The organism is Tenacibaculum sp. Bg11-29 (assembly GCF_002836595.1).
Taxonomy (GTDB): domain Bacteria; phylum Bacteroidota; class Bacteroidia; order Flavobacteriales; family Flavobacteriaceae; genus Polaribacter.
Map to the genome: position 1 here is coordinate 1,702,348 of NZ_PJBB01000003.1, position 26,030 is coordinate 1,728,377.

25 protein-coding genes are annotated in these 26,030 nt (G+C 29.8%); 8 read left to right on the forward strand and 17 right to left on the reverse strand.

Annotated elements, in window-relative coordinates:
- Positions 1 to 54 precede the first annotated feature (54 nt).
- From CXF68_RS07660 to CXF68_RS07690, 7 genes are all read right to left on the reverse strand, one after another.
- Positions 55 to 954 carry a sterol desaturase family protein gene (locus tag CXF68_RS07660; RefSeq protein WP_101043800.1) on the reverse strand — a complete coding sequence of 300 codons (900 nt, stop codon included), beginning with the start codon at positions 952 to 954 and terminating at the stop codon, positions 55 to 57.
- Between the two features lie 49 nt (positions 955 to 1,003).
- The gene (locus tag CXF68_RS07665; protein WP_101043801.1) at positions 1,004 to 1,579 is read right to left on the reverse strand and encodes a sigma-70 family RNA polymerase sigma factor; all 576 of its coding nucleotides are present in this window, start codon (positions 1,577 to 1,579) and stop codon (positions 1,004 to 1,006) included.
- A 130-nt stretch (positions 1,580 to 1,709) separates the two neighbouring features.
- The gene (locus CXF68_RS07670) at positions 1,710 to 2,324 is read right to left on the reverse strand and encodes a DJ-1/PfpI family protein (protein ID WP_198553769.1); all 615 of its coding nucleotides are present in this window, start codon (positions 2,322 to 2,324) and stop codon (positions 1,710 to 1,712) included.
- 187 nt (positions 2,325 to 2,511) lie between these two features.
- Positions 2,512 to 3,078, reverse strand: a complete 567-nt coding sequence (locus tag CXF68_RS07675; RefSeq protein WP_101043803.1) for a Crp/Fnr family transcriptional regulator — start codon at positions 3,076 to 3,078, stop codon at positions 2,512 to 2,514.
- Positions 3,079 to 3,465: 387 nt separating this feature from the next.
- The gene (locus CXF68_RS07680) at positions 3,466 to 3,765 is read right to left on the reverse strand and encodes a hypothetical protein (protein WP_101043804.1); all 300 of its coding nucleotides are present in this window, start codon (positions 3,763 to 3,765) and stop codon (positions 3,466 to 3,468) included.
- Between the two features lie 12 nt (positions 3,766 to 3,777).
- The gene (gene cydB, locus CXF68_RS07685) at positions 3,778 to 4,851 is read right to left on the reverse strand and encodes a cytochrome d ubiquinol oxidase subunit II (protein WP_101043805.1); all 1,074 of its coding nucleotides are present in this window, start codon (positions 4,849 to 4,851) and stop codon (positions 3,778 to 3,780) included.
- Between the two features lie 2 nt (positions 4,852 to 4,853).
- Entirely contained in the window at positions 4,854 to 6,185 is a 1,332-nt protein-coding gene (locus tag CXF68_RS07690; protein ID WP_101043806.1) for a cytochrome ubiquinol oxidase subunit I, read from the reverse strand.
- A 229-nt stretch (positions 6,186 to 6,414) separates the two neighbouring features.
- Between CXF68_RS07690 and CXF68_RS07695 the strand changes: the two genes are divergently transcribed.
- Positions 6,415 to 6,870: a VOC family protein gene (locus CXF68_RS07695; protein WP_101043807.1), complete on the forward strand. Its 456-nt coding sequence runs from the start codon at positions 6,415 to 6,417 to the stop codon at positions 6,868 to 6,870.
- Here the strand turns inward: CXF68_RS07695 and CXF68_RS07700 are convergent, their stop codons facing one another.
- Together CXF68_RS07700 and CXF68_RS07705 are read right to left on the reverse strand one after the other, a co-directional pair.
- Positions 6,871 to 7,203: a helix-turn-helix domain-containing protein gene (locus CXF68_RS07700; RefSeq protein ID WP_101043808.1), complete on the reverse strand. Its 333-nt coding sequence runs from the start codon at positions 7,201 to 7,203 to the stop codon at positions 6,871 to 6,873.
- Positions 7,204 to 7,379: 176 nt separating this feature from the next.
- A complete protein-coding gene (locus CXF68_RS07705) occupies positions 7,380 to 8,750 on the reverse strand; it encodes a saccharopine dehydrogenase family protein (RefSeq protein ID WP_101043809.1) in 1,371 nt (456 codons plus the stop codon).
- Positions 8,751 to 8,830: 80 nt separating this feature from the next.
- Here CXF68_RS07705 and CXF68_RS07710 point away from each other — a divergent pair, with 80 nt between their 5' ends.
- The 3 genes from CXF68_RS07710 to ade all read left to right on the forward strand — a co-directional run bounded on the left by CXF68_RS07710 (position 8,831) and on the right by ade (position 12,616).
- Positions 8,831 to 9,217 (forward strand): DUF423 domain-containing protein, encoded by a 387-nt coding sequence (locus tag CXF68_RS07710; protein WP_101043810.1) that lies wholly within the window; start codon positions 8,831 to 8,833, stop codon positions 9,215 to 9,217.
- An 80-nt stretch (positions 9,218 to 9,297) separates the two neighbouring features.
- Entirely contained in the window at positions 9,298 to 10,899 is a 1,602-nt protein-coding gene (gene pckA, locus CXF68_RS07715) for a phosphoenolpyruvate carboxykinase (ATP) (RefSeq protein WP_101043811.1), read from the forward strand.
- Positions 10,900 to 10,996: 97 nt separating this feature from the next.
- Positions 10,997 to 12,616, forward strand: coding sequence for an adenine deaminase (gene ade, locus CXF68_RS07720; RefSeq protein WP_101047408.1), 1,620 nt, complete (start codon positions 10,997 to 10,999; stop codon positions 12,614 to 12,616).
- 40 nt (positions 12,617 to 12,656) lie between these two features.
- Here ade and CXF68_RS07725 read toward each other — a convergent pair whose 3' ends face one another.
- Positions 12,657 to 13,961, reverse strand: a complete 1,305-nt coding sequence (locus CXF68_RS07725) for a beta-1,3-glucanase family protein (RefSeq protein ID WP_101043812.1) — start codon at positions 13,959 to 13,961, stop codon at positions 12,657 to 12,659.
- A 299-nt stretch (positions 13,962 to 14,260) separates the two neighbouring features.
- On the opposite strand from CXF68_RS07725, the gene CXF68_RS07730 reads away from it, so the two are divergent.
- On the forward strand, positions 14,261 to 16,117 hold the full coding sequence (locus tag CXF68_RS07730; RefSeq protein WP_101043813.1) for a hydrolase/aminopeptidase: 1,857 nt from the start codon (positions 14,261 to 14,263) through the stop codon (positions 16,115 to 16,117).
- Positions 16,118 to 16,260: 143 nt separating this feature from the next.
- Here CXF68_RS07730 and CXF68_RS07735 read toward each other — a convergent pair whose 3' ends face one another.
- The 7 genes from CXF68_RS07735 to CXF68_RS07765 form a co-directional block, all read right to left on the reverse strand.
- Positions 16,261 to 16,707 carry a hypothetical protein gene (locus tag CXF68_RS07735; RefSeq protein ID WP_101043814.1) on the reverse strand — a complete coding sequence of 149 codons (447 nt, stop codon included), beginning with the start codon at positions 16,705 to 16,707 and terminating at the stop codon, positions 16,261 to 16,263.
- 16 nt (positions 16,708 to 16,723) lie between these two features.
- Positions 16,724 to 17,119 carry a DUF1842 domain-containing protein gene (locus CXF68_RS07740; protein WP_101043815.1) on the reverse strand — a complete coding sequence of 132 codons (396 nt, stop codon included), beginning with the start codon at positions 17,117 to 17,119 and terminating at the stop codon, positions 16,724 to 16,726.
- A 38-nt stretch (positions 17,120 to 17,157) separates the two neighbouring features.
- Complete coding sequence (locus CXF68_RS07745) at positions 17,158 to 17,748, reverse strand: AidA/PixA family protein (protein WP_101043816.1); 591 nt, start codon at positions 17,746 to 17,748, stop codon at positions 17,158 to 17,160.
- Between the two features lie 510 nt (positions 17,749 to 18,258).
- A complete protein-coding gene (locus CXF68_RS07750; RefSeq protein WP_101043817.1) occupies positions 18,259 to 19,005 on the reverse strand; it encodes a LytTR family DNA-binding domain-containing protein in 747 nt (248 codons plus the stop codon).
- Entirely contained in the window at positions 18,998 to 20,743 is a 1,746-nt protein-coding gene (locus tag CXF68_RS07755) for an ATP-binding protein (RefSeq protein ID WP_101043818.1), read from the reverse strand. The genes CXF68_RS07750 and CXF68_RS07755 overlap by 8 nt, the downstream gene beginning before the upstream one ends.
- A 69-nt stretch (positions 20,744 to 20,812) precedes the next feature.
- Positions 20,813 to 21,289 (reverse strand): hypothetical protein, encoded by a 477-nt coding sequence (locus tag CXF68_RS07760; protein WP_101043819.1) that lies wholly within the window; start codon positions 21,287 to 21,289, stop codon positions 20,813 to 20,815.
- A 117-nt stretch (positions 21,290 to 21,406) separates the two neighbouring features.
- Positions 21,407 to 22,153 carry a Bax inhibitor-1/YccA family protein gene (locus tag CXF68_RS07765; protein ID WP_101043820.1) on the reverse strand — a complete coding sequence of 249 codons (747 nt, stop codon included), beginning with the start codon at positions 22,151 to 22,153 and terminating at the stop codon, positions 21,407 to 21,409.
- Positions 22,154 to 22,201: 48 nt separating this feature from the next.
- Here CXF68_RS07765 and ruvC point away from each other — a divergent pair, with 48 nt between their 5' ends.
- Genes ruvC through hemW form a run of 3 tightly spaced genes read left to right on the forward strand, consistent with a single transcriptional unit; the run spans position 22,202 to position 26,025 of the window.
- The gene (gene ruvC / locus CXF68_RS07770) at positions 22,202 to 22,756 is read left to right on the forward strand and encodes a crossover junction endodeoxyribonuclease RuvC (protein ID WP_101043821.1); all 555 of its coding nucleotides are present in this window, start codon (positions 22,202 to 22,204) and stop codon (positions 22,754 to 22,756) included.
- 7 nt (positions 22,757 to 22,763) lie between these two features.
- A complete protein-coding gene (locus CXF68_RS07775; protein ID WP_101043822.1) occupies positions 22,764 to 24,863 on the forward strand; it encodes a P-loop NTPase fold protein in 2,100 nt (699 codons plus the stop codon).
- A gap of 1 nt (position 24,864) precedes the next feature.
- Positions 24,865 to 26,025: a radical SAM family heme chaperone HemW gene (gene hemW, locus CXF68_RS07780; RefSeq protein WP_101043823.1), complete on the forward strand. Its 1,161-nt coding sequence runs from the start codon at positions 24,865 to 24,867 to the stop codon at positions 26,023 to 26,025.
- Positions 26,026 to 26,030: the final 5 nt, after the last annotated feature.

The window sequence follows — 26,030 nt, forward strand, 5'->3', positions numbered from 1 at the left end:
GAATTAACGAAAAACGATGTTAATTGCTATCGTACCAATTAACACCGTTTAATTTTATTTACAACAGTTTTTTAAGGTGGTTATAGGAAATGTGAGTTGTTTAATATATTCGGTTTTTTTAGGATAATCTATAGAGTGACTTTCTACGATTCCAACTTTTTCAACGGTTCCTTTTCTGTTATAATAGGTGCCAAATAGTAAATCCCAAAAAGGAAATATATTACTAAAATTTTTAGCTTCTTCTAGTTTTTTACTGTGATGAAAATGATGTATTTGTGGGGTTACAATGATATAATCTATAAAACTTTTTTGTGTTTTAATATTAGCATGAGAAATGTAAGCAATTACTACATGAGTAATGCCTACCAGAAAAATAATTTCTTTACTAAATCCTAAAAGTAAAATAGGTGTCATTTTAAATAACGTATTTAAGAGCATATTCACTGGGTGAATCCAATTTGTTTTAAACCAATTTAAACTGGAAGGTAAATGATGAATAGCATGTGTTTTCCATAAAAAAGTACTTAAATACGAATTCGTATTACCTATGTGGCTAACTCGATGGTATACATACGGAAGAAATTCACCAATTAAATTTGCAATAACATAGGTTGCAAGAAAAGGTACAGAATCCCAAAAATCATTTAGAAAAAATAATTTCTTTTGCAAAAAAACAACAAATGATACTGCAATCATTTTTCCTAAAGCGTCAAATATAGCTGCCGAAAATATAAAATGTTTAATATCGGGCCAAATAGATTGTTTAGTGGTGTTCCAATTTTGTTTCAACGGAATAATTCGCTCTAAAATTAAAATATATATTAAAGTGAATAAGAAAATAGAAAAGGAGGCTATTTCAAAATTCCATTGATTTGTAATGGTTAAATAACAAAAAAAACTTGTTAAAATTAATAAGAAAGGTACTACAGCTAAAGATACTATTTTATGTTTCATTTGTTTACTTTCTCTTGTAGACGTATGGCATATGTAAAAAGACGCAGGTTTAAGGCATTAAATTTATTCTTTTTATTTCATCTTTTAATTCTTGTGGTAGTTCACAGTTGTTTTTTAGTTGAAAGTCAGAAATTTGCCCTTTTTTATTGTAGGATATATCAATACAATTGGTAATTAATTCTTTTAATTTTTTTCGTCCCCTTTGTATTCTCGATTTTGTTGCTGTTAAAGATAAATTTAGTATTTCGGCTATTTCTTGTTGCTTTTTTTGTTCAATATCACTTAAGTAAAGCGGTGTGCTATATTTTTCAGGTAAATAATTTTTAATTACAAATTCTGATAAATCACATACACAAGCGCTTGAATTGATACTAGTTTCTGAGGTGTTTACAGTTATTTCGGTATGCTTTTTATTTTTTCTGTAATAATCAACAATGCTATTTCTAGTAACTTGAAAGAGCCAGTTTTTATAGTTTTTTATGACCGTTTTTTTAGTTAAGTTATCGTAAAGTTTAAGGCTAACTTCCTGTAAAATATCTTCTGCAACGTGTTTCGTATCAATCTTAGTTTTAATAAAGTTTAGTAAATGACTTTTATTCTTATTCCAAATTTCGTTAAATGTCATTGTCTTTATTTTTTATAGCGAAGGTGTTGTAAAAGTTATGATAATTAGTACTACTTTTGGGTAAGTACGAAAATACAAAGAAAGCACAAATCATTAAAGTTTGTGATTTCTTCGTTATTAGTCAGAGATTTTATTTTTTCTTTATTCTGTCAAAAAGAATTGAAGACTCAACAAATTTTCTATGCGCTTTACTTGTTAGCTTTTCTAAGAGATCAAACGAAGCAACATAGCTTACTAAGCTTCCATTAGATGAAATAAATTTTCCATCTATAACAACTAAAGTAGTAGCGTCATCAGCAACTTTTAATTTAGGATAATCAGCTTTTAATTGCGCTCCGCCTGTTACGTAAGTTACTATTTTTTTATCGTCTGCTATTCCTGTTTCACCTATTAAAAAAGCGCCTGCACAATGGCTTGCAATATATTCGGTTGTTTTATTTTGTTCTTTTATAAAGTTAACTAATTTTTTGTCAGATGTTTGATCGGCTGGGTTATAAGAGCTAGGTACTACTAAAACTTTTAAATTTGGTATGTTGTCAATAACATAATCAGGAGTTATTTTTAAACCATGAGCACTGGTGTAGGTTTTGTTTTCGGTAGCGATTGTTATTACGTTAAAAAGGTGTTTGTTTTCTGAATTCGGATTTGAAAAGACATCTAAAGGGGCTACTACTTCATTAATTATTACACCTTCAAATACAAGTATACCTATTGTTGGTAGATTTTTATCTATTACTTTTTCCATAATGTGATTTTGCGTTAAATTTTCTGTTGTATTAATCTTTTTAGAATTACTTTTTTTTTGCTTTGAGCAGCTAGTAATGCTAAGACTAATAATGCAGATTAAAATAATTTTTTTCATTTTAAATTGGTTTAATGCAAAATTAACCGATTGTTAGAAGGTAAATATTAATCAAGATTAAGAAGCGCAATTATTTTCTTTTTATCTTACTAACAAATTCAGGAGACATGCCTAAATAGGAGGCAATCATGTATTGAGGTACTCTTTTTGTAAAATCAGGGTTGGCAGCAATAAAATCATTAAATAATTCTTCTCCCGTTAGGCTAAACATGTATTCAATTCTTTTTTGGGAAGCGATATAGCTTTTCTCCATTATTTTTCGAAATAACTGTTCAGTTTGTGGTAATTTTAAACATAGCTCATCAAATTTATCTTGGGTTAGTTCAAGAAGAGTTGTGTTTTCTGTTGCTTGAATGTATAAATTAGAAGGTGTTTTGTTTATTAAACTCTCATAATCTGTAATCCACCAATTATCAATTCCGAAATGTATAATTTGCTCGTTTCCTTTGTTACTAATGTAATATAGTCTTACACAACCTTTGGTTATAAAATATCTCGATTTACAAATTTGACCTTCATTAAGTAAAAACTCTTTTTTCTTTAAAACTCTTGGTTTTAAATAGGATTTAAATAGGTTAATTTCACCTTCAGAAATAGCTACATAACGTTTAATATATTCAATTAAGTTGGTTGTCATTTGTTATGATTTTATTATGAAATTCGAATAATTTTTATTGTATTTAACTTTCTTTATTAAGTAGAGTTTTAGTTCGTCATATCAATAATTGACGAAGCTATTCGAAAATAAGTTTCGAGTAAGGTTAAATATGTTTTCTTAAATAAATGAATAGAGGTTAGTAGTTAAACATATGTTGTTAAGTGTTTGTTTTTTAGGTGGGTTAATGTAATTATTGTTGTCAGTTCGAGCGCAGTCTAGAACTATTAGCCTGTCAAAATAGGTTTCGACTGCGCTCAACCAGACATTCCTTAAAGTGTTCCAATTAAAATATAGGTAATTATTTACTGATCGCTATAAATGAATTTCACTTTATGTTCGTTTAGATGTTTAGGCAGTAAATTACGGCTAGGTTTTATTCATCTTATTTTTTATCATGTAAATTAAGAAAATAGCAAGTATGCCACCTAAAAAAGACACGATTATATTGATAATAAATAGGGTAGTGTTAATACTATTAAGCTCAATTATATACTTAGGACTAAAACCTAATCGCCCGAATGATTTATTTAAGAATACACTCCCGAAAACCCCTGCAATGGTGTTTCCTGTAAGACCAAAAGAATATTTTTTAAAATAGAGTCCAGTAATATTAGCTCCAAGTATACCAATAAGAATACTAATTAGAGACATTAAGGTTGCTGTCATACTTCTTTACATTTAATGACCATAATCCATTTTGTCTATTTTACCGCCCATTATTTTCTTTTGTATAATCATGTATACAAAAAGAAGGATAAAGCCAATAATACCCCAATACATTGCTACAGATAAACCATATGCAGTTGTAACGGTATTATATATGGTTAATGATTCGTTTACAGTATTTGTAGAGGGTAAAATTACAGGAAACATAGAGGCTAATGAAGAGGTTATTCCGCCAAGGATTAATAACGTAGAGAATACAAAAGGATATATTTCTTTATTCATTTTTTTTATAAAAAACAATCCAATTAATCCTGTTAAATAAATGATAGGGAATATTAATAAATATGGATTATTAGTGAAATTGTTTAACGAATTAGGGTTTACAATTTGCCAAATGGCTAATGAAAATATTGTTAATATTGCTAACACAATGTTTAGCTTGAGAACTGTTTTTTTTAACTTTTGATTAATCGAAGAATTTGTTTTTAAAACAATCCAATTAGCACCATGAATAGCTAAGGTAACCACTGCAATTAATCCTATAACAATAGTAAACCAATCAATAACACCAGGGGTTTCGCTAAGAGGACTAAAACTACTATCCCAAAGCGGTAAGAAAAAATAATGCCCTTCATAATGTGAAATACCATTTTCTACACCGCCTAAATTTACACCTCTAACAACGTTTCCTAAGGCAATACCAAAAAACAAGGCTAGCAATAAGCTTGAAACCCCAAATGATTTGTCCCAAATATCTTTCCACATTTGATAGTTAAACTGACTTCTAAATTCTAAACCAATGGCTCTGAAAACAATTAGCCAGAGTACAATTATTAAAGGAAGGTAAAAACCGCTAAATACTGAGGCATAAAATGTTGGAAAGGCCATAAAAAGCATTCCGCCAGCAACTACAAGCCAAACTTCATTAGAATCCCAAAATAACCCAGCTGATTTAGTAATTACTTCTTTATCTTTTTCTGTTTTAGCCATAAACAAGTGGATAATACCTGCTCCGAAATCATATCCATCTAGTATAAAAAAGACAGCTAAAACAATTGCAATTATTATAAACCAAAATATTTCCATAATTAATGTGTTTGATGTTTAGGTCCTTGGTGAATTGTTTTACCTACTAATACTAAAAATAGTGCTCCAAGTAGCATGTATAAAGCAACAAAACCTAAAAGAGTAAATAAAGTATTACCAGATGAAACAGTAGGTGAAATTCCGTCACTTGTTTTAAGTAAGCCATAAACTAAATATGGTTGTCTTCCTAGCTCGGCAGTATACCAGCCTGTGATATTTGCAATATATGGAAATGGAACTAAGAACATTATAACCCACAATAAAGGTTTTAGAGTATAGAGTTTCCTTCTCCATAAAAAGAAAACAGCTAAGCTCATTATTGCTATAAAAATTGTACCCAAACCAACCATAATATGATACGAGTAATAAAGCGCAGGAACATTGTCGGGAAGTTCCTCTTCTTTAAATTGATCCATTCCAGGTATTTGTTTATCCCACTCTTGATAGGTTAAAAAACTTAGTATGTTAGGAACAGCAATTTTATTATCTAATTTTTTTTCAACCATATTAGGTTGTCCAATCAAAACAATTTCGGCACCAGCCTCTTCAGTTTCAAAGATCCCCTCCATTGCAGCAAAAGATGCAGGTTGATATTTCGCTACGTTTTTAGCATTCCAATCTCCTGTAGGAAATGCTAGTAGTAAGCTTGATACTAAGCCAAATATTACGCCTGTTTTTAAAAATAATTTACCATATTTTAAATTTTTATTCCTTAGAATATAAAAGGCACCAATACTAGCAACAACAAAAGATGAGGTGGTAACGGAGGCTACTTGATTATGTAAAAAAGCAGGTAATAGCCAAGGGTTGGTAAAAAGAGCTGAGAAATTTTCTAATACAAATTTTCCGTTTTCTAAAATTTCATAACCAACAGGGTGTTGCATCCATGCGTTAGTAGCTAAGATAAACCAACCACTAGCCCATGAACCTAAAAAGACTAAAAAACCCGTTAAGAAATGTAGTTTTTGTCCCATTAATTTTTCACCAAAAATAAATAGCGCTAAAAAAGAAGATTCTAAAAAGAATGAAAACATTCCTTCCATGGCTAATGTTTGGCCAATTACGGAGCCTGTAAGTTCAGAAAATTTTGCCCAGTTAGTACCAAATTGAAACTCCATTGGTATTCCTGTAACTACGCCCATTGTAAAATTAATGGCAAAAATGCTCATTAAAAATTTTGCAGCATTATTATACGATTCTACTTTGTTTTTTAAGTATTTCCATTTAAAATAAACAATGATTAAAGACAATCCCATTGTTAATTGCGGGAATATGTAGTGAAATGTGATAGTGAATGCAAACTGCAATCTATCATAAAATATCATGTCTTCCATATAGAAATAAATTTAGAAACAAAAATAATTTATAATTATAGATAATTAAGTAACATTAGCTACATATTTTATAAACAAAACAAGAAATTATTTGTAGATAATAAGATTACTTTAAAGTGATGAGTTATCTATTTCAGATAGTAGAATAGAATAATTATTTTATTAACTAACAATTTTGTAAGTCCTTTTTTTCTAGAGATTAACGTCCTAATTTTGTTAAAAATAAAATATGAAGCTATCAGATAATATAAGTGCTTTTCATCACTATGCTATAAAAGCACAAGATTTTCAAGTTACTCTTAATTTTTATAGAGAATTAGGTTTTGCTTTAATTCACGATTGGTCACTTCCTGAATATAATTTAGAAAGAGGGGGTATGCTTTATAATTCTAAAATAAATAGTTATATAGAAATTTTTGATAAAAACGCTGAAATACCCACTCAAGGAAGAAAAAGAAATAAAGAGGAAGAATTTATAGAAAACTCAATTTTGCATATTTGTTTTGTTGTTAAAGATGCTGAAAAAGCAAGAATTTCAGCTATAAACGCTGGAGCAAAAGATTTAAGTGAGGGGGTTTTGACAATCGATTTAAGTAATAAAAGTAAGAATTTGAATGTTCGGAATAGTATTGTTTATAGTCCAAACGGAGAGGTGATAGAGTTTTTAGAGCGTGTTGTTTTTTAATTAAATAGAATTCGAGTTGAAATTTTTGAAAGAGATTAAAATACGCATCATTTCATTTCCTTTTTTTGTTAGAAAATAGACAGATTTTAACTTAGTTTTTTCATTTCCAATTATTTCATCTTTCTTCAGTTCATTTAACTGTTTTGCTAGAATTCGGTCTGTTATGTTTGGTAATCTTTTTTTAAAATCAGAATAGTTTAATTGACTTTCAGATAAAGCAAAAATGATAGAGAGTTTCCATCTTCCACTAATTTGTGAAAGTATTTTATGAGCATTGCAATAATTTTCTAATGTATGGTTGTTTATAAAATTTGTTGAACTCTCTTTTCTCATTGCTAATTTTTTTAATTTTATTATGAGTGGTTTTGTATCTGTTATCTAAGCGAATTTCGAGCAAAGTGAATTTTAAACCAAGTTATTTCTTAAATAGGAAGAAAATAATAGGAGGCATCAGTTTACTGATGCCTCCTAAATTAATTTAACGAAATGTTTTTTTCAAAAAGTTACATTTACCCTTTTATAGTTTCGGGGTTGTATCCTAAATAGGGAGCTTTTTTTTCTGCAAATGTAATTCCGTACTCTTCTAATTCTTTCAAAATAGGTTCATACACTTCTTTTTTTATAGGTAATTGAACACCAGGAGTTGTAATTTCTTTATTTAATATTTTTAAGGCAGCCATTGCAACAGGTAAACCAACTGTTTTTGCCATTGCAGTATATGTTTGATCATCACCTTTAATAACCATACTACTTTCTATTTGGTATTTTTCTTGATTTAGTTCGTATCCAAACTTATGCTGCATAACAATCATATCTTTATCATCAGCTTCAAGCGTCCATTTTTCAGAAAGTATTTTTTGCAACATTTGAGCAGGAGTAGCGTTTTTTAATCCAATTATTTTAGTAGGATTAAAGATGTCTAATTCTAAAAATTTATCCCACATAATATCATCTTGATCTATTTTTAAATACGATCTAAATTTCAATTCTACAGAATCACTTGGTGAGTATGCTAAGAATAAGTTTGTAAAGTCACGATAGCTCATGTTTTCTGATTCTTCAATAGTGTAAGTATCGTCAGTCATTCCTAATTGAACAAAAACATTCCAAGCTCTAGAAAAACCTACTTTTCTAATAGTACCTCTGAACATAGTAGGTATGTTTTCTAGGTTATAAAGACTTCGGTATTTTAAAGAATCACGATTGGCATAGCCTTCAAATTTTCCGTAACCATCAATATCTAAAAATTCTGTTCTTCTAAATAATTTATGATATGGTATGTACTTATAAGTATTTTCTTGAATAAACATTGCTGCACCACCTTGTCCTGCTAAAACTACGTTTCTTGGATTCCAAGTAAATTTATAGTTCCATAAATTAGTATCGCTTTCAGGAGCTACTAATCCACCAGTAAAAGATTCAAATAATAGCATTTTAGCACCATTATCATGAATTCTATCAATAATTTGCATGGCACTCATATGATCTATTCCTGGATCTAAGCCAATCTCATTCATAAAAACAAGTCCTTTTGCTTTAGCTTCTTTATCTAAAGCTTTCATTTCATCAGAAACATAAGAAGCTGTAACCATGTGTTTGTTGTGGGTAACACAATCTTTAGCAACCTCAATATGAAAACGTGCAGGAAGCATAGAAATAACAATGTCGGCTTTTTTTATAGCATTAACACGTTGCGCTTCATTAAAAACATCTAACTCTACAGCTGTTGCATTTTTATGATTATTAATTATAGCTTTAGCATTTTTAACTGAAACATCACCAATCGTTATTTGTAAGTTTTCTTGTGTCGATTTATCTAGTAAATATTTTATAAGAGATGAACTCGATCTACCAGCGCCAATAATTAATATGTTTCTCATTTATAATGTATTTTTGTTAACTTAAAATTTGAGCTCACAATATCGTTAAAAAAGTTTAAAATTAAACAAAAACAAGATAAATGTATAAAAATTTAACAATAGCATCTCTCTTAGGAATTATCGCTGTAGTTCTTGGAGCCTTTGGTGCACATGCTCTGAAGTCGAAATTAACCCCAGAAGCGATGCAAAGTTTTGAAACAGCAGTAAGATATCAATTCATTCATGTTTTATTACTACTCTTTGCTAATACCTTTAAAGAATTTAGTTTGAAGCAAAAAAATACGATTAGTTTCTTTTTAATTGGGGGAATTATATTGTTTTCGGGATCTATTTATGTAATTCATTTATTAAAAGTACCAGCAAAATCAATTTGGTTTGTAACTCCATTAGGAGGGTTTTTGTTAATAATAGGTTGGTCTGTGCTGTTTTTTCAGTTTTTTAAAAAAGTTATTAAAAAGAATAGTTGATAATTTTTTTCAATGATTAATAAATTTAATCAAAAAGAACTATTTTTGTGTCAAATTAAACACAACTAAATTAATTTAAGATGAAAAATCTTGATACGAAAACGATATCGTTAGACAACTTAGGAATTAAAGGAGCTACGATTCGTTATCAATTAACATCAGACGAATTACACGATACAACGATTGAAAAAAAACAAGGAGTAAATTCTAGTTCAGGGGCACTAGCTGTTGAAACTGGTGAATTTACTGGACGTTCACCAATGGATCGTTTTATCGTTAAAGACGATATAACAAAGGATGAAATCTGGTGGGGAGATATAAACATACCTTTCGATTCAGATAAATTTGACAAACTATATAATAAGGTAACAGCTTACCTTTCTAATAAAGAAGTTTTCGTACGTGATAGTTATGCATGTGCAGATGAAGACTATAAATTAAATATTAGAGTCGTAAATGAATATCCTTGGAGTAACATGTTTGCTTACAATATGTTTTTACGCCCAACGGCAGAAGAATTAAAAGGTTTTTCTCCTGAGTGGACAGTAGTTAATGCTCCTGGGTTTATGGCAAATCCTGAAGTTGACGGAACACGTCAACACAATTTTGCTATTTTAAACTTCGGAAAAAAGATTGCTTTAATTGGTGGAACTGGTTATACTGGAGAAATCAAAAAAGGAATTTTTTCTGCATTAAACTTTATTTTACCTGTATTTAAAAATACATTACCAATGCACTGTTCTGCAAACATTGGGAAAGAAGGTGATACTGCTATTTTCTTCGGATTATCAGGTACAGGAAAAACAACGTTATCTACAGATCCTAACCGTAGTTTAATTGGAGACGATGAACATGGTTGGACATCTGAAAATACTGTATTTAATTTTGAAGGAGGTTGTTATGCAAAAGTAATCGATCTTTCTAAAGATAAAGAGCCAGAGATATACGCAGCTATTAAAAAAGGAGCAATCCTTGAAAATGTTGTTATGGATGCTGAAGGAAATGTAGATTTTCATAATACATCAATTACACAAAATACTCGTGTAAGTTACCCAATAGACCATATTGAAAATATTCAAACACCATCTATAGGTAAAAATCCTAAGAATATATTTTTCTTAACAGCTGATGCTTTTGGTGTATTGCCTCCAATTTCTAGGTTAACACCTGGTCAAGCGGCATATCACTTTATTTCAGGCTATACTGCTAAAGTTGCAGGAACTGAAGCTGGAGTTACTGAACCATTACCAAGTTTTTCAGCTTGTTTCGGAGCACCATTCATGCCATTACACCCAACTCGTTATGCAGAAATGTTAAGCGAAAAAATGAAAGAAACTGGTGTAAATGTTTGGTTAATAAATACTGGATGGACTGCAGGACCTTATGGAATTGGTCATAGAATGAAACTTAAATATACACGTGCTATGATTAACGCAGCATTAAGTGGTGATTTAGGTGAAGTAAATAAAGAAAACTATCATATACACTCTGTATTCGGATTGGCACAGCCAAGAAAATGTTCAGGTGTTCCAACAGAAATGTTAAGTCAAAGACAAGCATGGAATAATGATGAAGAGTATTATAAAACAGCACACAAATTAGCAGACTCTTTTAGAAAAAACTTTAAACAGTTTGAAGAAAATGCAAATGCTGAAATTTTAGCTGGAGGGCCTATTTCATAATCCTTTTACAGATAAAAAATAATTTAAAAAAGCATCCGAAAGGATGCTTTTTTTTTGCACAAATACTGCCTATTTTTGTAACTTTAAAATGAATAAGATGATTGTACAAGGAAATATAGTTGATATACAGAATAAACGAATATATAAAGGAGAAGTTGAAGTTGTAGACGGGAAAATAAAAGAAATTCGAGCAATAAATCATACTACCGAAAATTATATTCTTCCTGGTTTTGTAGATGCTCATATTCATATAGAAAGCTCTATGCTAGTACCTTCAGAATTTGCGAAAATTGCAGTTGTTCATGGTACGGTTGCAACTGTTTCTGATCCGCATGAAATAGCAAATGTATTAGGAGTAAAGGGCGTAGATTTTATGATTGAAAACGGAAAGAAAGTTCCGTTAAAATTTAATTTCGGAGCACCATCGTGTGTGCCAGCAACTTCTTTTGAAAGTGCAGGAGCAATAATTGATTCTGATGACATAAAATTGATGATGGAAAACCCGGATATTAAATATCTGGCTGAAATGATGAATTATCCAGGTGTTTTGTTTGATGATGATGAAGTATTAAAAAAGATTGAACATGCAAAAAACAATAACAAACCTATTGATGGGCACGCACCAGGTTTACGAGGTGATGATGTAACTAAATATATATCGGCAGGTATAACAACCGATCATGAATGCTTTACCTATGAAGAAGCTTTAGAAAAGCTTCAAAAAGGTATGAAAGTGATTATTCGTGAGGGTAGTGCTGCTAAAAACTTCGAAGCATTAATAGATTTATTGCCTGATTATTTCGAAAACATGATGTTTTGTTCAGATGACAAGCATCCAGATGATTTATTAGTAGGGCATATTAATCAGTTATGTGAACGCGCAGTAGCGAAAGGAATTGATATCTTTAAAGTGTTAAGAGCTGCTTGTTTAAACCCTGTAAAACATTACAATTTAGATGTTGGTTTATTAGAAAAAGGAGATGATGCCGATTTTATTGTTGTTGATAGTTTAGAAAAATTTAATGTCTTACAAACGTATATAAACGGTGAATTAGTTGCTGAAAATGGAAGATCTTTTGTGAAATCAGTAGATTTTGAAGTATTGAATAATTTTAATACAGATAAAAAGAACGTTACTGATTTTGAATTTAAATCTACAGCAGAAAAAATTAGAGTTATTGAAGCTTTAGACGGAGAATTAGTAACGAATGAAATTGAAATAGATTCATTAATAAAAGATGGGAATTTAGTTTCAAACACTCAAAACGATGTGTTAAAAATGACGGTTGTAAATCGTTATAAAAATACAGCACCTTCAATTGCATTTATTAAAAATTTCGGATTAAAAGAAGGCGCTATAGCAAGTTCTGTAGGGCATGATTCGCATAATATTATAGCTGTAGGGGTTTCTGATCAAGCAATTTGTAGAGCCGTAAATTTATTAATTGAGAATAGAGGAGGGGTTTGTGCTGTTACTGAACATGAAGAAAAAATAGTTTCATTGCCTGTGGCAGGAATTATGAGTGATAAATCTGCTGAAGAGATAGGTAAGTCGTATGCCGAACTAGATGAAATGGCTAAACAAATGGGAAGTATGTTACGTGCACCTTACATGAGTTTATCATTTATGGCGTTATTGGTAATTCCTTCTTTAAAATTATCTGATAAAGGGTTATTTGATGGTAATACATTTAAATTTACATCTTTAGAAATATAATAGAAAAGCAGATTTTTAAAATCTGCTTTTCTATTTACTTTTATAGTAATGTTTCTACATTAAAAAAAGATATTTGTAATTCATCAACTGTAGCAGGGTTTAAAGAGATTTGAACTGCTGAAAAACGATCAGAATATGCAAAGTTATAAGCATCAGATAATGGCTGTAAAGCTGCCGCATATTGATTGTAATTTGTAGCTTTATTCTGTAAGTTCGAAAATAATTTTGTGTTAGGTACCTTACTAAACCAATCACTACTATTCATCGCACCAACTTTTTCTTTATTTATTTCAGTGGTTGAACCTATGGCACCTATATTAAACCCAGCAAGTAAATCACCAGTAATCCATCCATATACATCATTAGCAGGGTTCTCTTCACTTCCTTTATTTAAAGAAAACGCGGCATTCGCTCCATAAATACCTATAGGGCTAATAAGACTAGCTTTTGTAAATTTCATTGTAGTTTCTGTGCTACCTATTTTACCTTTTAAAGTTACATTCAAATCAGTATCAATAGAAGCTTTTAAATTATAATCTTGAGCACTTTTAGGTCCAGACGAAGGTACATTAGGACCAACTCCGTTAAAATGCCCAGAAATAGTAGCAATTATTCCATTACCTAACCCTTCAATTACTATTGGGTTTGCAATTGGATTTTTTCCGAAGTTTTCATTTAAAAAAGTTAAATAATCATTAAAAAGATTATATGGAATCACTGGAACTCCTCCAATTGGTGGATAAGAAGAAGGGCCAATAATACGAGCAAATCCAGACCCAGGTTGATCAGTGTTTTGTTTAAATGTACCAGGAACTAAAGCAGGTTTTGCGTTTGGTTGCCCAGATTTTGGTGGAGTAGTTAATATATTTAAGGCATTATATATTTGACTTGATATAACTCCTTTTTTATTACCTAAATCAGTTTGAACTGAAGTATTTTTATAAGAAGTTTCTAATTTCATAGGAATACTCCAATAGTCAATACTTGTAAGATCTGCTACATCAGTAGCTTTACCGTTAAAGGTTAATTCCATTTTATCGTACCTAAGAAAAAAATTAAGGTCAGTAATGTTTTGAGCAGGTTCGTAACCATCTTTTAAAACCGTCCATGTTTCTCCGTAAGAGACGTAAATACGACCACTGAAGTTTTCAATTTGAACACCATCTTGTAGTTCTTCTAATTTATACCAATTACCGTTTTCTTTAGTTTTATTTAGAGGTAAAATATCTTTTCCAGCTGAGTAACTTAAATTAAAGGCATTAGTTCCTCCGGGAACAAACCCAATAGATACATCAGAATCAGGTAGTTTACTTTCATTTTTGAATTTTACTGTTAATACATTCATATTCGTAAGTTTTGAGGTTATAAAAAGTATTATTTGCTTTCTTTTTTAAAAGTAGTTTAGCTTGTTGAAGATTTCTATAAAAAAGGAATGAGGCTCTAAAATTTATACATAAGAAGGGGAAAACAGGGAACGAATTTTATATAATATTTATAAGTGTATTTTAAAGCCAGCTATAATGTTTATGGGGAACGATGTAGCTTGTTTTATTGAAGGTTGATTTTAAAATGGATTGAAAATATTAATTCAATAAAAGTATTCTTATAAAATATAACAATACTTTCGTGTCACAAAACCACATCATGAAAAATATAAATTTATTAAGTTTCTTAGTCTTAATATGTATAACAAGTTGTTTAGATTTAAAGAAAGAGGAAAAAAAAGTAAAAAAATATGTAGAAGAACCACACTCGTTTTCTAAACCTAACGAAGCGGTTGTTACACACCTAAATCTTGATATTGATGTTGATTTCGATTCAAAACAGATTAAAGGAAGCGCAACATATAATATTACAAATAATGAAGCTTCAGAGATTATATTAGATACCAAATTTTTGGAAATTCATAGTGTATTAGCTGATGGAAAAAAAGTTGAATTTTCTTTTGGAGATTTTAATAAACAACTAGGTAAGGCTTTAAAAATTCCTATTACTACAAATACAAAAACGGTAACAGTAAATTATAATACCACCAGTAAAACGGAAGCTTTACAATGGTTAAGTCCGCAGCAAACGGCAGACAAAACAGATCCGTTTTTATTTACACAAGGACAAGCTATTTTAACACGTACTTGGATACCAATACAAGATAGCCCACAAGTTAGAGTTACCTATAATGCAACAGTAAAAGTACCATCATCATTAATGGCTGTAATGAGTGCCGAAAACCCAAAAACTAAAACAGCGGATGGCGTTTATAACTTTAAAATGAAACAAGCTATTTCTCCATATTTAATAGCATTATCAGTTGGAAATATAGAATACAAAGCTGTTAGTAAAAGAACAGGTATTTATGCAGAAAAATCTGTATTAGACAAAGCTCATGAGGAGTTCTCTGACATGGAAAAAATGGTTTCTGCTGCCGAAAACTTATATGGTGATTATGATTGGGAACAGTTTGATGTTATTGTTTTGCCTCCTAGTTTTCCTTTTGGAGGAATGGAAAACCCGCGTTTAACATTTGCGACACCTACTGTTATTGCAGGAGATAAGAGTTTAACTTCTTTAATAGCACATGAATTAGCACATTCGTGGTCAGGTAATTTAGTAACAAACGCTACTTGGGACGATTTCTGGTTAAACGAAGGATTTACTGTTTATTTTGAACTACGTATTATGGAAGCTTTATATGGTAAAGATAGAGCCAATATGTTAGCACTTATAGGGAGGCAAGATTTAGAAGATGAATTAGAAGGTTTTAAAGATGCTCCTAATGATACTAAGTTAAAGCTTGATTTAAAAGGTCGTAATCCTGATGACGGAATGAATAGTATCGCTTATGATAAAGGATACTTATTTCTTAGAACTTTAGAAGAAACTGTAGGTAGAGAAAAATTTGATGTGTTTTTGAAAAATTATTTTAAAACGCATGCTTTTTCTACAATGACTACAGAAAAATTTATAGCGTATTTAAATACGAATCTTTTAGAAAAAAATAAGATTGAATTTAATACAAAAGAGTGGATTTATAAACCAGGTGTACCAAAAAATCAAGCTATAATTACTTCTGATAAATTTAGTAGTGTAGAGAAAATACTATCTGAATTTATAGCTAAAAATAAGATTGAGGCTGTCTTAACAAAAGACTGGACAACGCAAGAATGGGTACATTTTGTTCGTAATTTCCCTAAAGAAATTACAGTTGAGCAATTAACAATAATCGATAATACTTTTAATTTAACAAATTCAACCAATTCATACATAGCAATGGTTTGGTTTGAAAAAGCAATAACACATAATTATAGAGGTAATAATGTAGATACTACTATTGAGGCTTTCTTAACAAGTGTTGGTAGACGTTGGTATGTATCAACTATTTTTAAAGCTTATAAAGACAGTAACAAAGTTACTGAAGGATTGGCTATTTATAAGAAATCACGAGCAAACTACCATTCGGTAACAGCAAATACAATTGATGGTATGTTAGGGTACGAAGAGTAATATATTACGACATTTTATAATAAATTAAAAAAACCTCAGATTTTAAAATCTGAGGTTTTTTACTGTAATAGTAGTATTTGATTTTTTATCATTCCTTAATTGAAATGACGTTTAAAATTATATAAACGAACTATCACATGTTATTAATTACCGTTTTTTCTAGGATTTAAAACTCCTGCAGTAATTGTATAAATTGGTCCTTCTTGAGCAAAGCCAAAAATACCATATTCTCCGTCTTGATAAATCTGATTTTCTCTGTTATTAAAAGGCACTTTAGCCCAGTTTTTAACATCTGTTTCTGAAATAGCTATTGTTTTACTAGGGTATGTTGGATCTGTTGGAGAAAAAACCTCTATTGTAAAACTTCCTTCTAAACCATTTTCTGGTATTAAAAACCAAGTTGGTGTTGCTGGAGCTGACTTATTTTCTCCTGGAGGTATTGGTAATTGAACATTTTCATTTACAGGAAAAGAGCCTTCACGTAATGTTCCGTTACATACTCCTATAATTTTACAACTTAATACACTCCCGTCTGATGCTCCTGGATCATTTTGACTTAAAGCTGATAATTGAAATACTTTTGTAGACATAACTTTTGTTTTAGGTTTATAAATTAAAGGTATCTGCTGTTACAGGTACTTTTTCCTCGTGTTGTCCTTGAAAAGAAAAACCTCCAGTACCACTCCAATCAGCTTTTAAGGCCATGTTTGCTTCAAAAGGAAATTGAAGTGGAGTTAATTTGTTATCAGAAGGAATACTTCCATTTAAGCTTAGTACTCGAACGATATCATTATAACCAGTTGAGTAAACAGTTCCAGTTACTTTACCTGTGTATGTTTTTTTATCAGTACCTACATTAATTGTAACAGTTCCACTTACGGTGTGATCTTCTGGGTGCACTAATAAAGAAAAATTAACGATCGTTGCTAAAAGGTTCGGAACAAAGCCCATTGTACCTTTAAAATATACTGTTTCTACTGCGGTGTTTATTGTTGTTGACATAATATTTTGTTTTTTTAGTTTAAATTTAAGAGGTGATTTTATGCTAATACAGCTTCTTTCTTTTTTAAGAATGCAGTTTTTGCTTCTTTATATGCATCTTCACTCATTACGTTTACAAAAGGATCCCATTTAAAGAAACCTAGGTTTTCACCAGTGGTATTTATTATTTGAAATTCAACAAAATATTGAGTAATTCCGTTATTTAAAACATCTGAAACAAAATCGTTTTGACGAACTAATTGATAACCGCCATTATTAGCTTGTTCATAAATTTTTCTAAGGGTTAATCTTTCTTCTGGACGTGTTAAAGAAGGAGGAGAAGGTTGATCTCCGACAATAACATTTGCTATAATAGCATTATGTTGTAATCCTGAACCAGGACATGTTAATTCCCATTGAATGGTATCTCCAATACGTGCATCTACTCTTAATTCCGATCCCGCTCTAGTGGTTGAGTCGGTATCAATAAAACCTAAGGCTGTAATCATATATATATAATTATCAGAAGCACTCCATGCACCTAAATAAGTTGGGTTACTCATAGTTCCTGGTTTTAAGCGTCCGTTTTGTATTTGTTGTAAAATAGTTTCTACATCTATTACGCTAAGTATGTTTATTGTTTTTGACATGATTAATAATTTTAGTTTTCCTACTCATAAGGCTTTTCGGAATCCGCCACGTTTTTAAAATGGTTACTGCTCCATTTAAAGATAAGTTTGGTTAGTTGTTAAATAGTAAAGTGTAGTTATAATATTTACCGAAAACACGGTTGGGTTTCTACAATTGTAATTATTTAAAAACAATGAAATAATATGTGCTAGCGTCTTATTTCTGATATAAAATTACTTCAGGAATAGGTGAGAATTAAAAAAAATGGAACGAAGAGAAGCTTCTTTTCCATAAGAAAGGAAAAAAAGAGTATGAGATTTTATAACTGTTCTTGTAAGGAAAGAAATTCTTGCAGTAATCTGTTTATTAAGGCTCTTGTTTTATTCTGGAAAGATTACTTCGTACCTTGTAATGACGTTTTTTATTGTTCTTTCGTTAGTACGAAAGAAATGCAATATATTGAAATAATCTATTTATTAAGGCTCTTGTTTTGTTGTGTAGAAATTACTTCGTTTCTCGTGATAACGTTTTTATTTTAAGGTACGTACATTTTTTAAAAAACTCTTATATTTTTCGCTAAGGGTAGCTTTATAATTTCCTTGTAAGAGTATTAGATTATCTGCTGGAATAATTTCAATAATCTTTTCGATATTAACAATAAAATTTCGGTGTGTTCTATAAAATATAGTGTTATCTAAAAGTTTTAGAATTTTTGTTAATGAAATAAGGATTACAAATTTTTCTTTTTCAGTAATAATATTGCAATATTTTTCTTCTACTTCAATATAAATAATATCAGAGATGCTTACTTTTTTTAAAGATTTTCCTTTCTTTATAAATAAATATTCATCACTTATAATAGTATCTTCTTCGTCATCTAAAAAAACATCAGTCTGCGCATAGAATTTTTCTACTGCCATTTCTATGGCATATAGTACTTCTAGTTCATTAAAAGGTTTCATTAAATAACTAAAAGGTTGCGTTAGTTTTGCTCTTTTAAAAATTTCACGATCTGTTGAGCTCGTTAAAAAAACAAAAGGTTTACTCGCTTCAGGAATGATACTAATTGTTTCTGCAAAAGAAATACCATCAGCGACACCATTTAAAAAAATATCTATAATAACAATGTCAACCTTTACTTGATAAAATTTAGTTAATGCTTCTTTAAAATTTCGGGCAACCCCTGTAATGTTATAATTGTTGGCTTCTAGCACTTTAATTAAACGATCACTTTCTGCAGGTGTGTCTTCTATAATAAATACATTAACATTATCCATTATCTTGTTTTTTAGGTAAAGATACAATCATTTTTGTACCTATGCCTAATTCACTTTCTATAGAGAATTTACCATTATTTTTTTTAACCATTGTTTTACATAATTGCAATCCTAATCCGGTTCCAATAACTGTTTCGTGTTCTTTTTTAGATAAAAGTAATGTATCTTCTAAAAGTTTTAAACGAGTATTATTACTCATTCCCATACCTGTATCTTCAACAATTAAATCGCAATAATCTGCTTGCTCATTTCTTGAATATACTTTGATGATTCCATCTTTATTAGAAAATTTTATGGCATTATCTAGTAAGTTTCTTATAATCAATTTTAATGATTCTTGATCGGCAAAAGCAATGGCTTTCTTTAGTACTTTGTTTTCAAACTGGATGTTTTTCTCAAGCATTAATGGTTTGTAGTTATATGCCATTTGCTCAACCATAAAAAATAAACGAGTAGCCATTATTTCAAAATACCCTTGTTTGGTTTGCGACAATGCCCAATGCAACAAATTATCTAACAAACCATAAGCTCCGTTAACAATAGCGCTATTTTTTTTCAATAAATTACCGAGGGCGACAATATTTTTAGAAGCTAAATTATCTAATAAAACACTATTACTGGTTTTTAAAGCATTTACTGATGAACGTAAATCGTGACTAACAATAGAGAAAAGTTTGTCTTTTGTAGCGTTTAAAATATCTAAATCTTCTTTTTGAAGGGCGATTATTTTATTTCGTTTTACTTTTTCTCTGTAAAAATAAAAACTAATACCCAAAAGTACTAATAAACCAATAGCAGCATATAAAAAGATGTTACGTTGCGTTGCTTGTAGTTCATTTTTAACTTGTAATATGTTTACCTCTTTTTGTTTTTCCTTAACAGCAAATTCTTTTTCTTTTTGAGCTACTTCGTAAATTCTATTTTGATCGTTTAAAGAATCTTTCCATTGCTCCATTTCTTTCCTGTAAATCAATGCTTTTTGAAAATTTTTACGATTTTCTTCTACAACGGACATATTTTTAGAAGTAGATCTTTTTAAATCTAAATTAGTTGTTTGCTTTGCTAGTTGATAAGCTTTTTCAAAATAAGGGATAGCTAAATTATCTTTATACTGTTCGTAGTGTAAAGTAGCCATATCCCCATAGCATCCGATTAGCTTAATGGTGTCTTTTTGTATTTCTTGAAAGTTTGTACTTTTTTTTAAGAATTTTTCTGCCTTTCCAAATTCCTTAAGATGTAAATAGCATAGTCCTAAGTTATGAATTATAAAACTTTTATTATTAATATTATATTCGTTTTCAGTAGAATCTAATAGAACTTCAAAATGAGATATTGCTTTCTTAAATTTGCGTTGTTCTAAAGCTAATGATCCAAGATATGTGTCAACCAAATCATATAGTTTAAATTCTTTAGAAATTTGATTGTACTCGTTTTCGGCTTCTTTAAATATTCTTTTTTTATCAAAACTATAACCTCTTAAAAAATGAGAGAAGTTTTTTAGAGTTTGATTTTTACTTACAAGAAGTTGTTTTTGTGTGTAAATTAACGTGGAATCCCATTTTTTTTTGGCAAAAAAGATATTTGCCTTTTTAAAGTGAAGATCAGATTCAAATTGATTTGAAACCTTAGTGATCTCTTCTTTTAATTTTTTAAAATTTTGAGAATTGTTCTTTTGAGATTTAATAGATAGGGAATAAAAAAAGAGTAGAAGAGCTAGTTGAATGTATTTAACAGTCATTTATTTAAGATTAGTCGGATACAAAACTACTTAAAAAAATGGTCTACTCTTTTTAATATTGTTTGTTTTCTAATAGCTAGGTCTTTGTACTGTTGTCTCCGTTCCTCGAGAACCATCAGGATCTTCATCCCAATTAATAATTTCAACTGTAGTAAAATTATCGCCTAATCTAGGTATGTCAGAAGGAGAGAAACCAATAGGTACAACATAGGCATAAAAAGTAGATGAAGAAATAAAAGAATTATCTCTAGATACATAGATTGTTACTTTATCGTTATTGTCAACGGAATAAGAAATTTGAAAATCAATTTCTTTAGCATAATCGTTTTCATTACCATTTTTTTTAGGCATGTTTGATTCAGATACATAAATAGTGCACTCAAGAGTTATTTTTGTTGAGTTTCCAGTCCCATTTGCAACAGCAGATAGATTGGTAGGAGCCAAAGGTCTCTCTGACTTTTCTTTTAATGTTTTTTTTGTGTTAGCTTTAGTAGAGCTAGAAACATTTCCAAAGTGAGTTCCTTTGTAAATTTTAGTGGTTGCCATAATAGTGAGTTTTATTGATTAGACTCTCGAAAAATAGGAAATAAAAAAGAGCTAACTATTAATTAAGTAACAAGAAAGTAATTTATTGGAATAAGAGTTAGGTTTTGCGGAATGAAACTAAAACCGTATCGCTAATTTTTTCATTAATCGTAACACTTCAACATACAACCAAACAAGGGTAATTAATAATCCCCAAGTAGCTAACCATTCACGTTCCTTTGGGTAGCGACCAACTTGCTTGTCGATATAATAAAAATCGAGGAGTAAACTAAAAGAAGCAATAATTGCTGCAATAACATTAAACCCGATTGCAAACCAAGAAGTTCCCCATAAATACGGAACATTAATACCTATAAAACGTAAAATCCATCCAATAAAATAAAACATGAAAATACTTGCTGTGGCAGTAATAATGATAGCTCTAAATTTTCTGGTTACACGAATTAATTTCCATTTATAAAGTAGTAACATAACAAAAAAGGTAACCAAGGTAACTCCGATAGCTTGAAAAGGTAAATTCGGAAAACGTTGATGTGCAATAGCGCTAATTCCGCCTAAAAAAAAGCCTTTTGCTAAAGCATAGATAGGAAGTAAGTATTTAGCAGCACTATGTTTAAAAGAAATAAATAAACTATAAAAAATAGCGACAAACATTCCGATAGCCGTATACCATTTAGTAGTTACTGCGTTAAAAAACAAATGCCAAGTATAAGAAGCTGTAGCTACAACTAAACATAACATTAAAAGCGATTTTAAGATAATGCCACCAACTGACATTTTTGCTTTAGAGTTACTACTGTATTGTTTTTTCCAAAAGAAACGGTTAAAAGCAGGATTTGAAGTACGTAAACCAAATACGCTCATAAAAGATTTAATTGATTAGTTTTGTGTTTGTACAAAGTACAATAAAATTTGAAGACAGAAAAAATCATATTAGGTGTTGACCCAGGTACAAGTATCATGGGGTTTGGAATTATAAAAGTTGTAGGAAAAAAAATGGAATTCGTTCAAATGAATGAATTGATTTTAAAAAAATACGACGACCATTATATAAAACTAAAATTAATTTTTGAGCGTACAATTGAATTAATAGATACGTATCACCCAGATGAAGTTGCTTTAGAAGCGCCTTTTTTTGGTAAAAACGTACAGTCGATGCTAAAGTTAGGGCGTGCACAAGGTGTGGCAATGGCAGCAGCATTATCACGTGATATTCCTGTTACAGAATATGCACCACTTAAAATAAAAATGGCAATTACTGGTAACGGAAAATCTAGTAAAGAACAAGTCGCGTTAATGCTAAAATCGTTATTAAACTTAAAAACCTTACCTAAAAACTTAGATGCAACTGATGGTTTAGCTGCAGCGGTTTGTCATCATTACAACTCAGGTAGAGTTGTTGGCGGTAAAAATTATACAGGTTGGGCAGCGTTTGTAAAGCAGAATGAAAAAAGAGTTAAGAAATAGATAAAAGATGAGTTTTATTAATAGTTCCCCGATAGATAAAAATGAAGATGACTTTTTCAACTTTAGGCATTATGCTAAAAAAGTTCAAAAGATAATTCAAAATAATTCAGATAATACAGAACCTTTAACTATTGGTATTTATGGTAAATGGGGTGAGGGTAAAACGTCATTTTTAAATTTAGTTGAAAAGCAAATTGATTTAGGTGAAAAAGTAGAAGGGCAAAAAGGAATTTTAAAATATCATTTTAATCCTTGGAGGTATAGTACCGAAGATGGAATGCTTTTTGATTTTTTTAATGGGCTTTCAAAAATGATGTTTGTAGAACAAGATACTGAAGTTCAAAAAATAGCTAAAAGAATAACAGAGTATTATAATTACATAGAGAAAATAAAGCTAAAAGGAAAAGTAGGATTAGCTACAAGAATAATCTATTCTTTAGCAAATGTTTTTAAGAAAAAGGATATAACTTTAGATAAGTTAATTGAAGCAATAAATACTAAACTAAAGAATTCTAAATATAAAATTGTCGTATTTATAGATGATATTGATCGTCTTGATAAAGAAGAAATATATACTATTTTAAAGCTGATAAAATTAAATGCCAACTTTAGTAATTTTGTGTATATCATAGCCTTAGATAAAGATCATGTTGCTAAAGCAATTGGGCAACGTTATGGAGAAGGTAGTGAAGATGGTGAGTTGTTTTTGGAAAAGATAATTAATATTCCAATTCATTTACCAAAAATTGAAACTACAGATTTTAAAGAGTTTTTCAAAACAAAACTTGAAATAATAATTAAAAATTTAGGTTTCTTAGATAGTAAAAAAGAAGAATTTAAAGAAATTGGAAGAGATTTTAGAGTATCGTATTTTAATAACGGTAGAGAAATAATAAGGGTTCTTAATAGTTTTTTTGTGAGTGCTTTTGCAATAGGCGAAGAAGTTAATCTAAGAGATTTACTTTGGATTGAGTATCTAAAAGTAAAATATAGCAATGTTTTTAATTATATAAAAAAATATAATTTTCTTAATTCAGAGAAAAAAACAATAACAATTGTTGATTTTTTTGGAGAAGCTGGGGGTCTGGGAGACAGCTATGAAATACTCACAGGAGAATCTAATAATATTATAAGGTTATTATTTCCAGATGAATATGATGATTTATTAGAGCAAAGGCTGGAGAAAAACGTAGATTATGTTAAATTAAGACAAAAAGGTTTAAGGGTAAATTCTATAGAACATTTTGAGAAATATTTTTCATATCATATGGAGGGAAAAGTTTCTGTTGTAAAAAACAGGAAAATACTTCAATATCTAATTGATAAAAATGAAAAAGAGTTAGAAAGTGCTCTTATTGATTTGAGAGATAAATATAATTTAGAAGCTCATCGTTTTTACAGTGTTATAGAAGACTTAATAATTGAAGATAGTATAAATCATATGTTTTTCTATGATTTCATATTTTCAAATTTAAATTTATTTCCAAAGACAGAAAAAGATATTTTTGGGTCGACCTACTTATTAAAAATGATAGAGTTAATTGCTTCTATTTTAGATAAAAATAATAATAGTGAAGGTATTATTGAATTAGCAAAAAAGTTAAGTCTTTACCACTTGTGTTATTTTACAAGGACAATTGAATTAAAAACAGCAATTAAAAAGGAATTAGAGAAGTTGATTGTACGTAAAACAAAAGAAGAATATTTAGGCAAACCTATTCCTTTTTTTTACGATTTAACAAAAGAGCATTCCCATTATAAAATGATGATGTCTTTATGGGAAGAGAATGATAAAGATTCATTTAATAAATACATCGATAATAATACTAAAAGCTTTCAAAATATATTAAAATTAATAAGAAACTTTCCCGCTTTTTCCACTACAGGTTTTTTTATTGATTTAGAAAAACAAAATTACGAGTATATGACAACTTTAATTGATGTAGACCTTGTTTATAAAAGAATTGAAGAACATAAACCTGAATTAATAAAAAAAATAGATATTAATTATAGGGCGTCTTTTTCAATGAGAAATAGACCGTCAGAACAAGAAAACGTAGAGCAATTTATTTATCATTATAAAAAAGATAAAAACTTACTAAACTAATTTGGCAGGAATCTATTTACACATACCGTTTTGCAAGCAAGCATGTTTTTATTGCGATTTCCACTTCTCAACATCTTTAAAGAAGAAAGATGAGTTGGTGTTGTGCATGGTAAAAGAGCTGGAGCTACGTAAAGAAGAATTAGTAAACGAAACCATAGAAACTATTTATTTCGGGGGAGGAACACCTTCTTTACTGTCAAAAGAAGAAATAGAAACGTTATTAAAAGCAATTCATCAGAATTATACCGTAATTGAAAACCCTGAGATTACTTTAGAAGCGAATCCAGATGATTTATCTGAAGCTAAAATTTTAGAATTAGCAAAATCACCAATTAATAGATTAAGTATTGGTGTACAATCTTTTTTTGAAGAAGATTTAAAAAGTATGAATCGTGCGCATAATTCAAGAGAAGCAAAAGAATGTTTGTCTATGGCGACTCGCTATTTTGATAATATTACGGTGGATTTAATTTATGGTGTTCCGAATATGAGTAACAAACGTTGGAAAGAGAACTTACAAATAGCGTTTGATTTTGGCGTGAATCATATTTCAAGTTATGCCTTAACAGTTGAACCTAAAACGGTACTAGATAGTTTTGTGAAAAACGGAAAATATCCCGCACCAGATGAAACCGAAGCAAAAGAGCATTTTGATATTTTGGTAGCAGAAACCGCTAAAAACGGATTTGTACATTACGAGATATCAAATTTTGGAAAGCCTGATTATTTTTCAAAACATAATACAAGTTATTGGTTGGGTAAAAAGTACATCGGTATTGGTCCGTCGGCACATTCGTTTAGTAAAACACATCGTAGTTGGAATATAGCGAATAACGCAAAATATATAAAAGAGCTTCAAGAAGGTAATTTACCGAATGAAAGTGAAGAACTAACAAAAGAAGATCAGTTTAATGAATATTTAATGACTGGTTTGCGAACTATTTGGGGCGTTTCATTAAATAAAGTAGCTGAAGAATTTAGAGAACAATTAGTAATTTCGTCAAAGAAGTTTATAGATGAAGGTTTACTCGTTATTGCGAGAGAAACGAAGCAATCTGTATCTTCTTTATCGAAATATAATGAAGATAGAGTATTAAAAACCACTCCAAAAGGAAAGTTTTTAGCAGATGGTTTAGCTTCAGAATTATTTATAGTTAAATAATAAAA

Excerpts from the sequence above, each read along its gene's own strand:
- CXF68_RS07725 (WP_101043812.1), bottom strand. The coding sequence starts at position 13,961 with ATGAATGTATTAACAGTAAAATTCAAAAATGAAAGTAAACTACCTGAT.
- CXF68_RS07710 (WP_101043810.1), top strand. The coding sequence starts at position 8,831 with ATGTATAAAAATTTAACAATAGCATCTCTCTTAGGAATTATCGCTGTA.
- CXF68_RS07765 (WP_101043820.1), bottom strand. The coding sequence starts at position 22,153 with ATGAGCGTATTTGGTTTACGTACTTCAAATCCTGCTTTTAACCGTTTC.
- ade (WP_101047408.1), top strand. The coding sequence starts at position 10,997 with ATGATTGTACAAGGAAATATAGTTGATATACAGAATAAACGAATATAT.
- CXF68_RS07760 (WP_101043819.1), bottom strand. The coding sequence starts at position 21,289 with ATGGCAACCACTAAAATTTACAAAGGAACTCACTTTGGAAATGTTTCT.
- CXF68_RS07675 (WP_101043803.1), bottom strand. The coding sequence starts at position 3,078 with ATGACAACCAACTTAATTGAATATATTAAACGTTATGTAGCTATTTCT.
- CXF68_RS07665 (WP_101043801.1), bottom strand. The coding sequence starts at position 1,579 with ATGACATTTAACGAAATTTGGAATAAGAATAAAAGTCATTTACTAAAC.
- CXF68_RS07695 (WP_101043807.1), top strand. The coding sequence starts at position 6,415 with ATGAAGCTATCAGATAATATAAGTGCTTTTCATCACTATGCTATAAAA.
- CXF68_RS07680 (WP_101043804.1), bottom strand. The coding sequence starts at position 3,765 with ATGACAGCAACCTTAATGTCTCTAATTAGTATTCTTATTGGTATACTT.
- CXF68_RS07730 (WP_101043813.1), top strand. The coding sequence starts at position 14,261 with ATGAAAAATATAAATTTATTAAGTTTCTTAGTCTTAATATGTATAACA.
- CXF68_RS07755 (WP_101043818.1), bottom strand. The coding sequence starts at position 20,743 with ATGACTGTTAAATACATTCAACTAGCTCTTCTACTCTTTTTTTATTCC.
- pckA (WP_101043811.1), top strand. The coding sequence starts at position 9,298 with ATGAAAAATCTTGATACGAAAACGATATCGTTAGACAACTTAGGAATT.
- CXF68_RS07670 (WP_198553769.1), bottom strand. The coding sequence starts at position 2,324 with ATGGAAAAAGTAATAGATAAAAATCTACCAACAATAGGTATACTTGTA.
- CXF68_RS07750 (WP_101043817.1), bottom strand. The coding sequence starts at position 19,005 with ATGGATAATGTTAATGTATTTATTATAGAAGACACACCTGCAGAAAGT.
- CXF68_RS07690 (WP_101043806.1), bottom strand. The coding sequence starts at position 6,185 with ATGGAAGACATGATATTTTATGATAGATTGCAGTTTGCATTCACTATC.
- CXF68_RS07745 (WP_101043816.1), bottom strand. The coding sequence starts at position 17,748 with ATGTCAAAAACAATAAACATACTTAGCGTAATAGATGTAGAAACTATT.
- CXF68_RS07660 (WP_101043800.1), bottom strand. The coding sequence starts at position 954 with ATGAAACATAAAATAGTATCTTTAGCTGTAGTACCTTTCTTATTAATT.
- cydB (WP_101043805.1), bottom strand. The coding sequence starts at position 4,851 with ATGGAAATATTTTGGTTTATAATAATTGCAATTGTTTTAGCTGTCTTT.
- CXF68_RS07775 (WP_101043822.1), top strand. The coding sequence starts at position 22,764 with ATGAGTTTTATTAATAGTTCCCCGATAGATAAAAATGAAGATGACTTT.
- CXF68_RS07700 (WP_101043808.1), bottom strand. The coding sequence starts at position 7,203 with ATGAGAAAAGAGAGTTCAACAAATTTTATAAACAACCATACATTAGAA.
- CXF68_RS07740 (WP_101043815.1), bottom strand. The coding sequence starts at position 17,119 with ATGTCAACAACAATAAACACCGCAGTAGAAACAGTATATTTTAAAGGT.
- CXF68_RS07705 (WP_101043809.1), bottom strand. The coding sequence starts at position 8,750 with ATGAGAAACATATTAATTATTGGCGCTGGTAGATCGAGTTCATCTCTT.
- CXF68_RS07735 (WP_101043814.1), bottom strand. The coding sequence starts at position 16,707 with ATGTCTACAAAAGTATTTCAATTATCAGCTTTAAGTCAAAATGATCCA.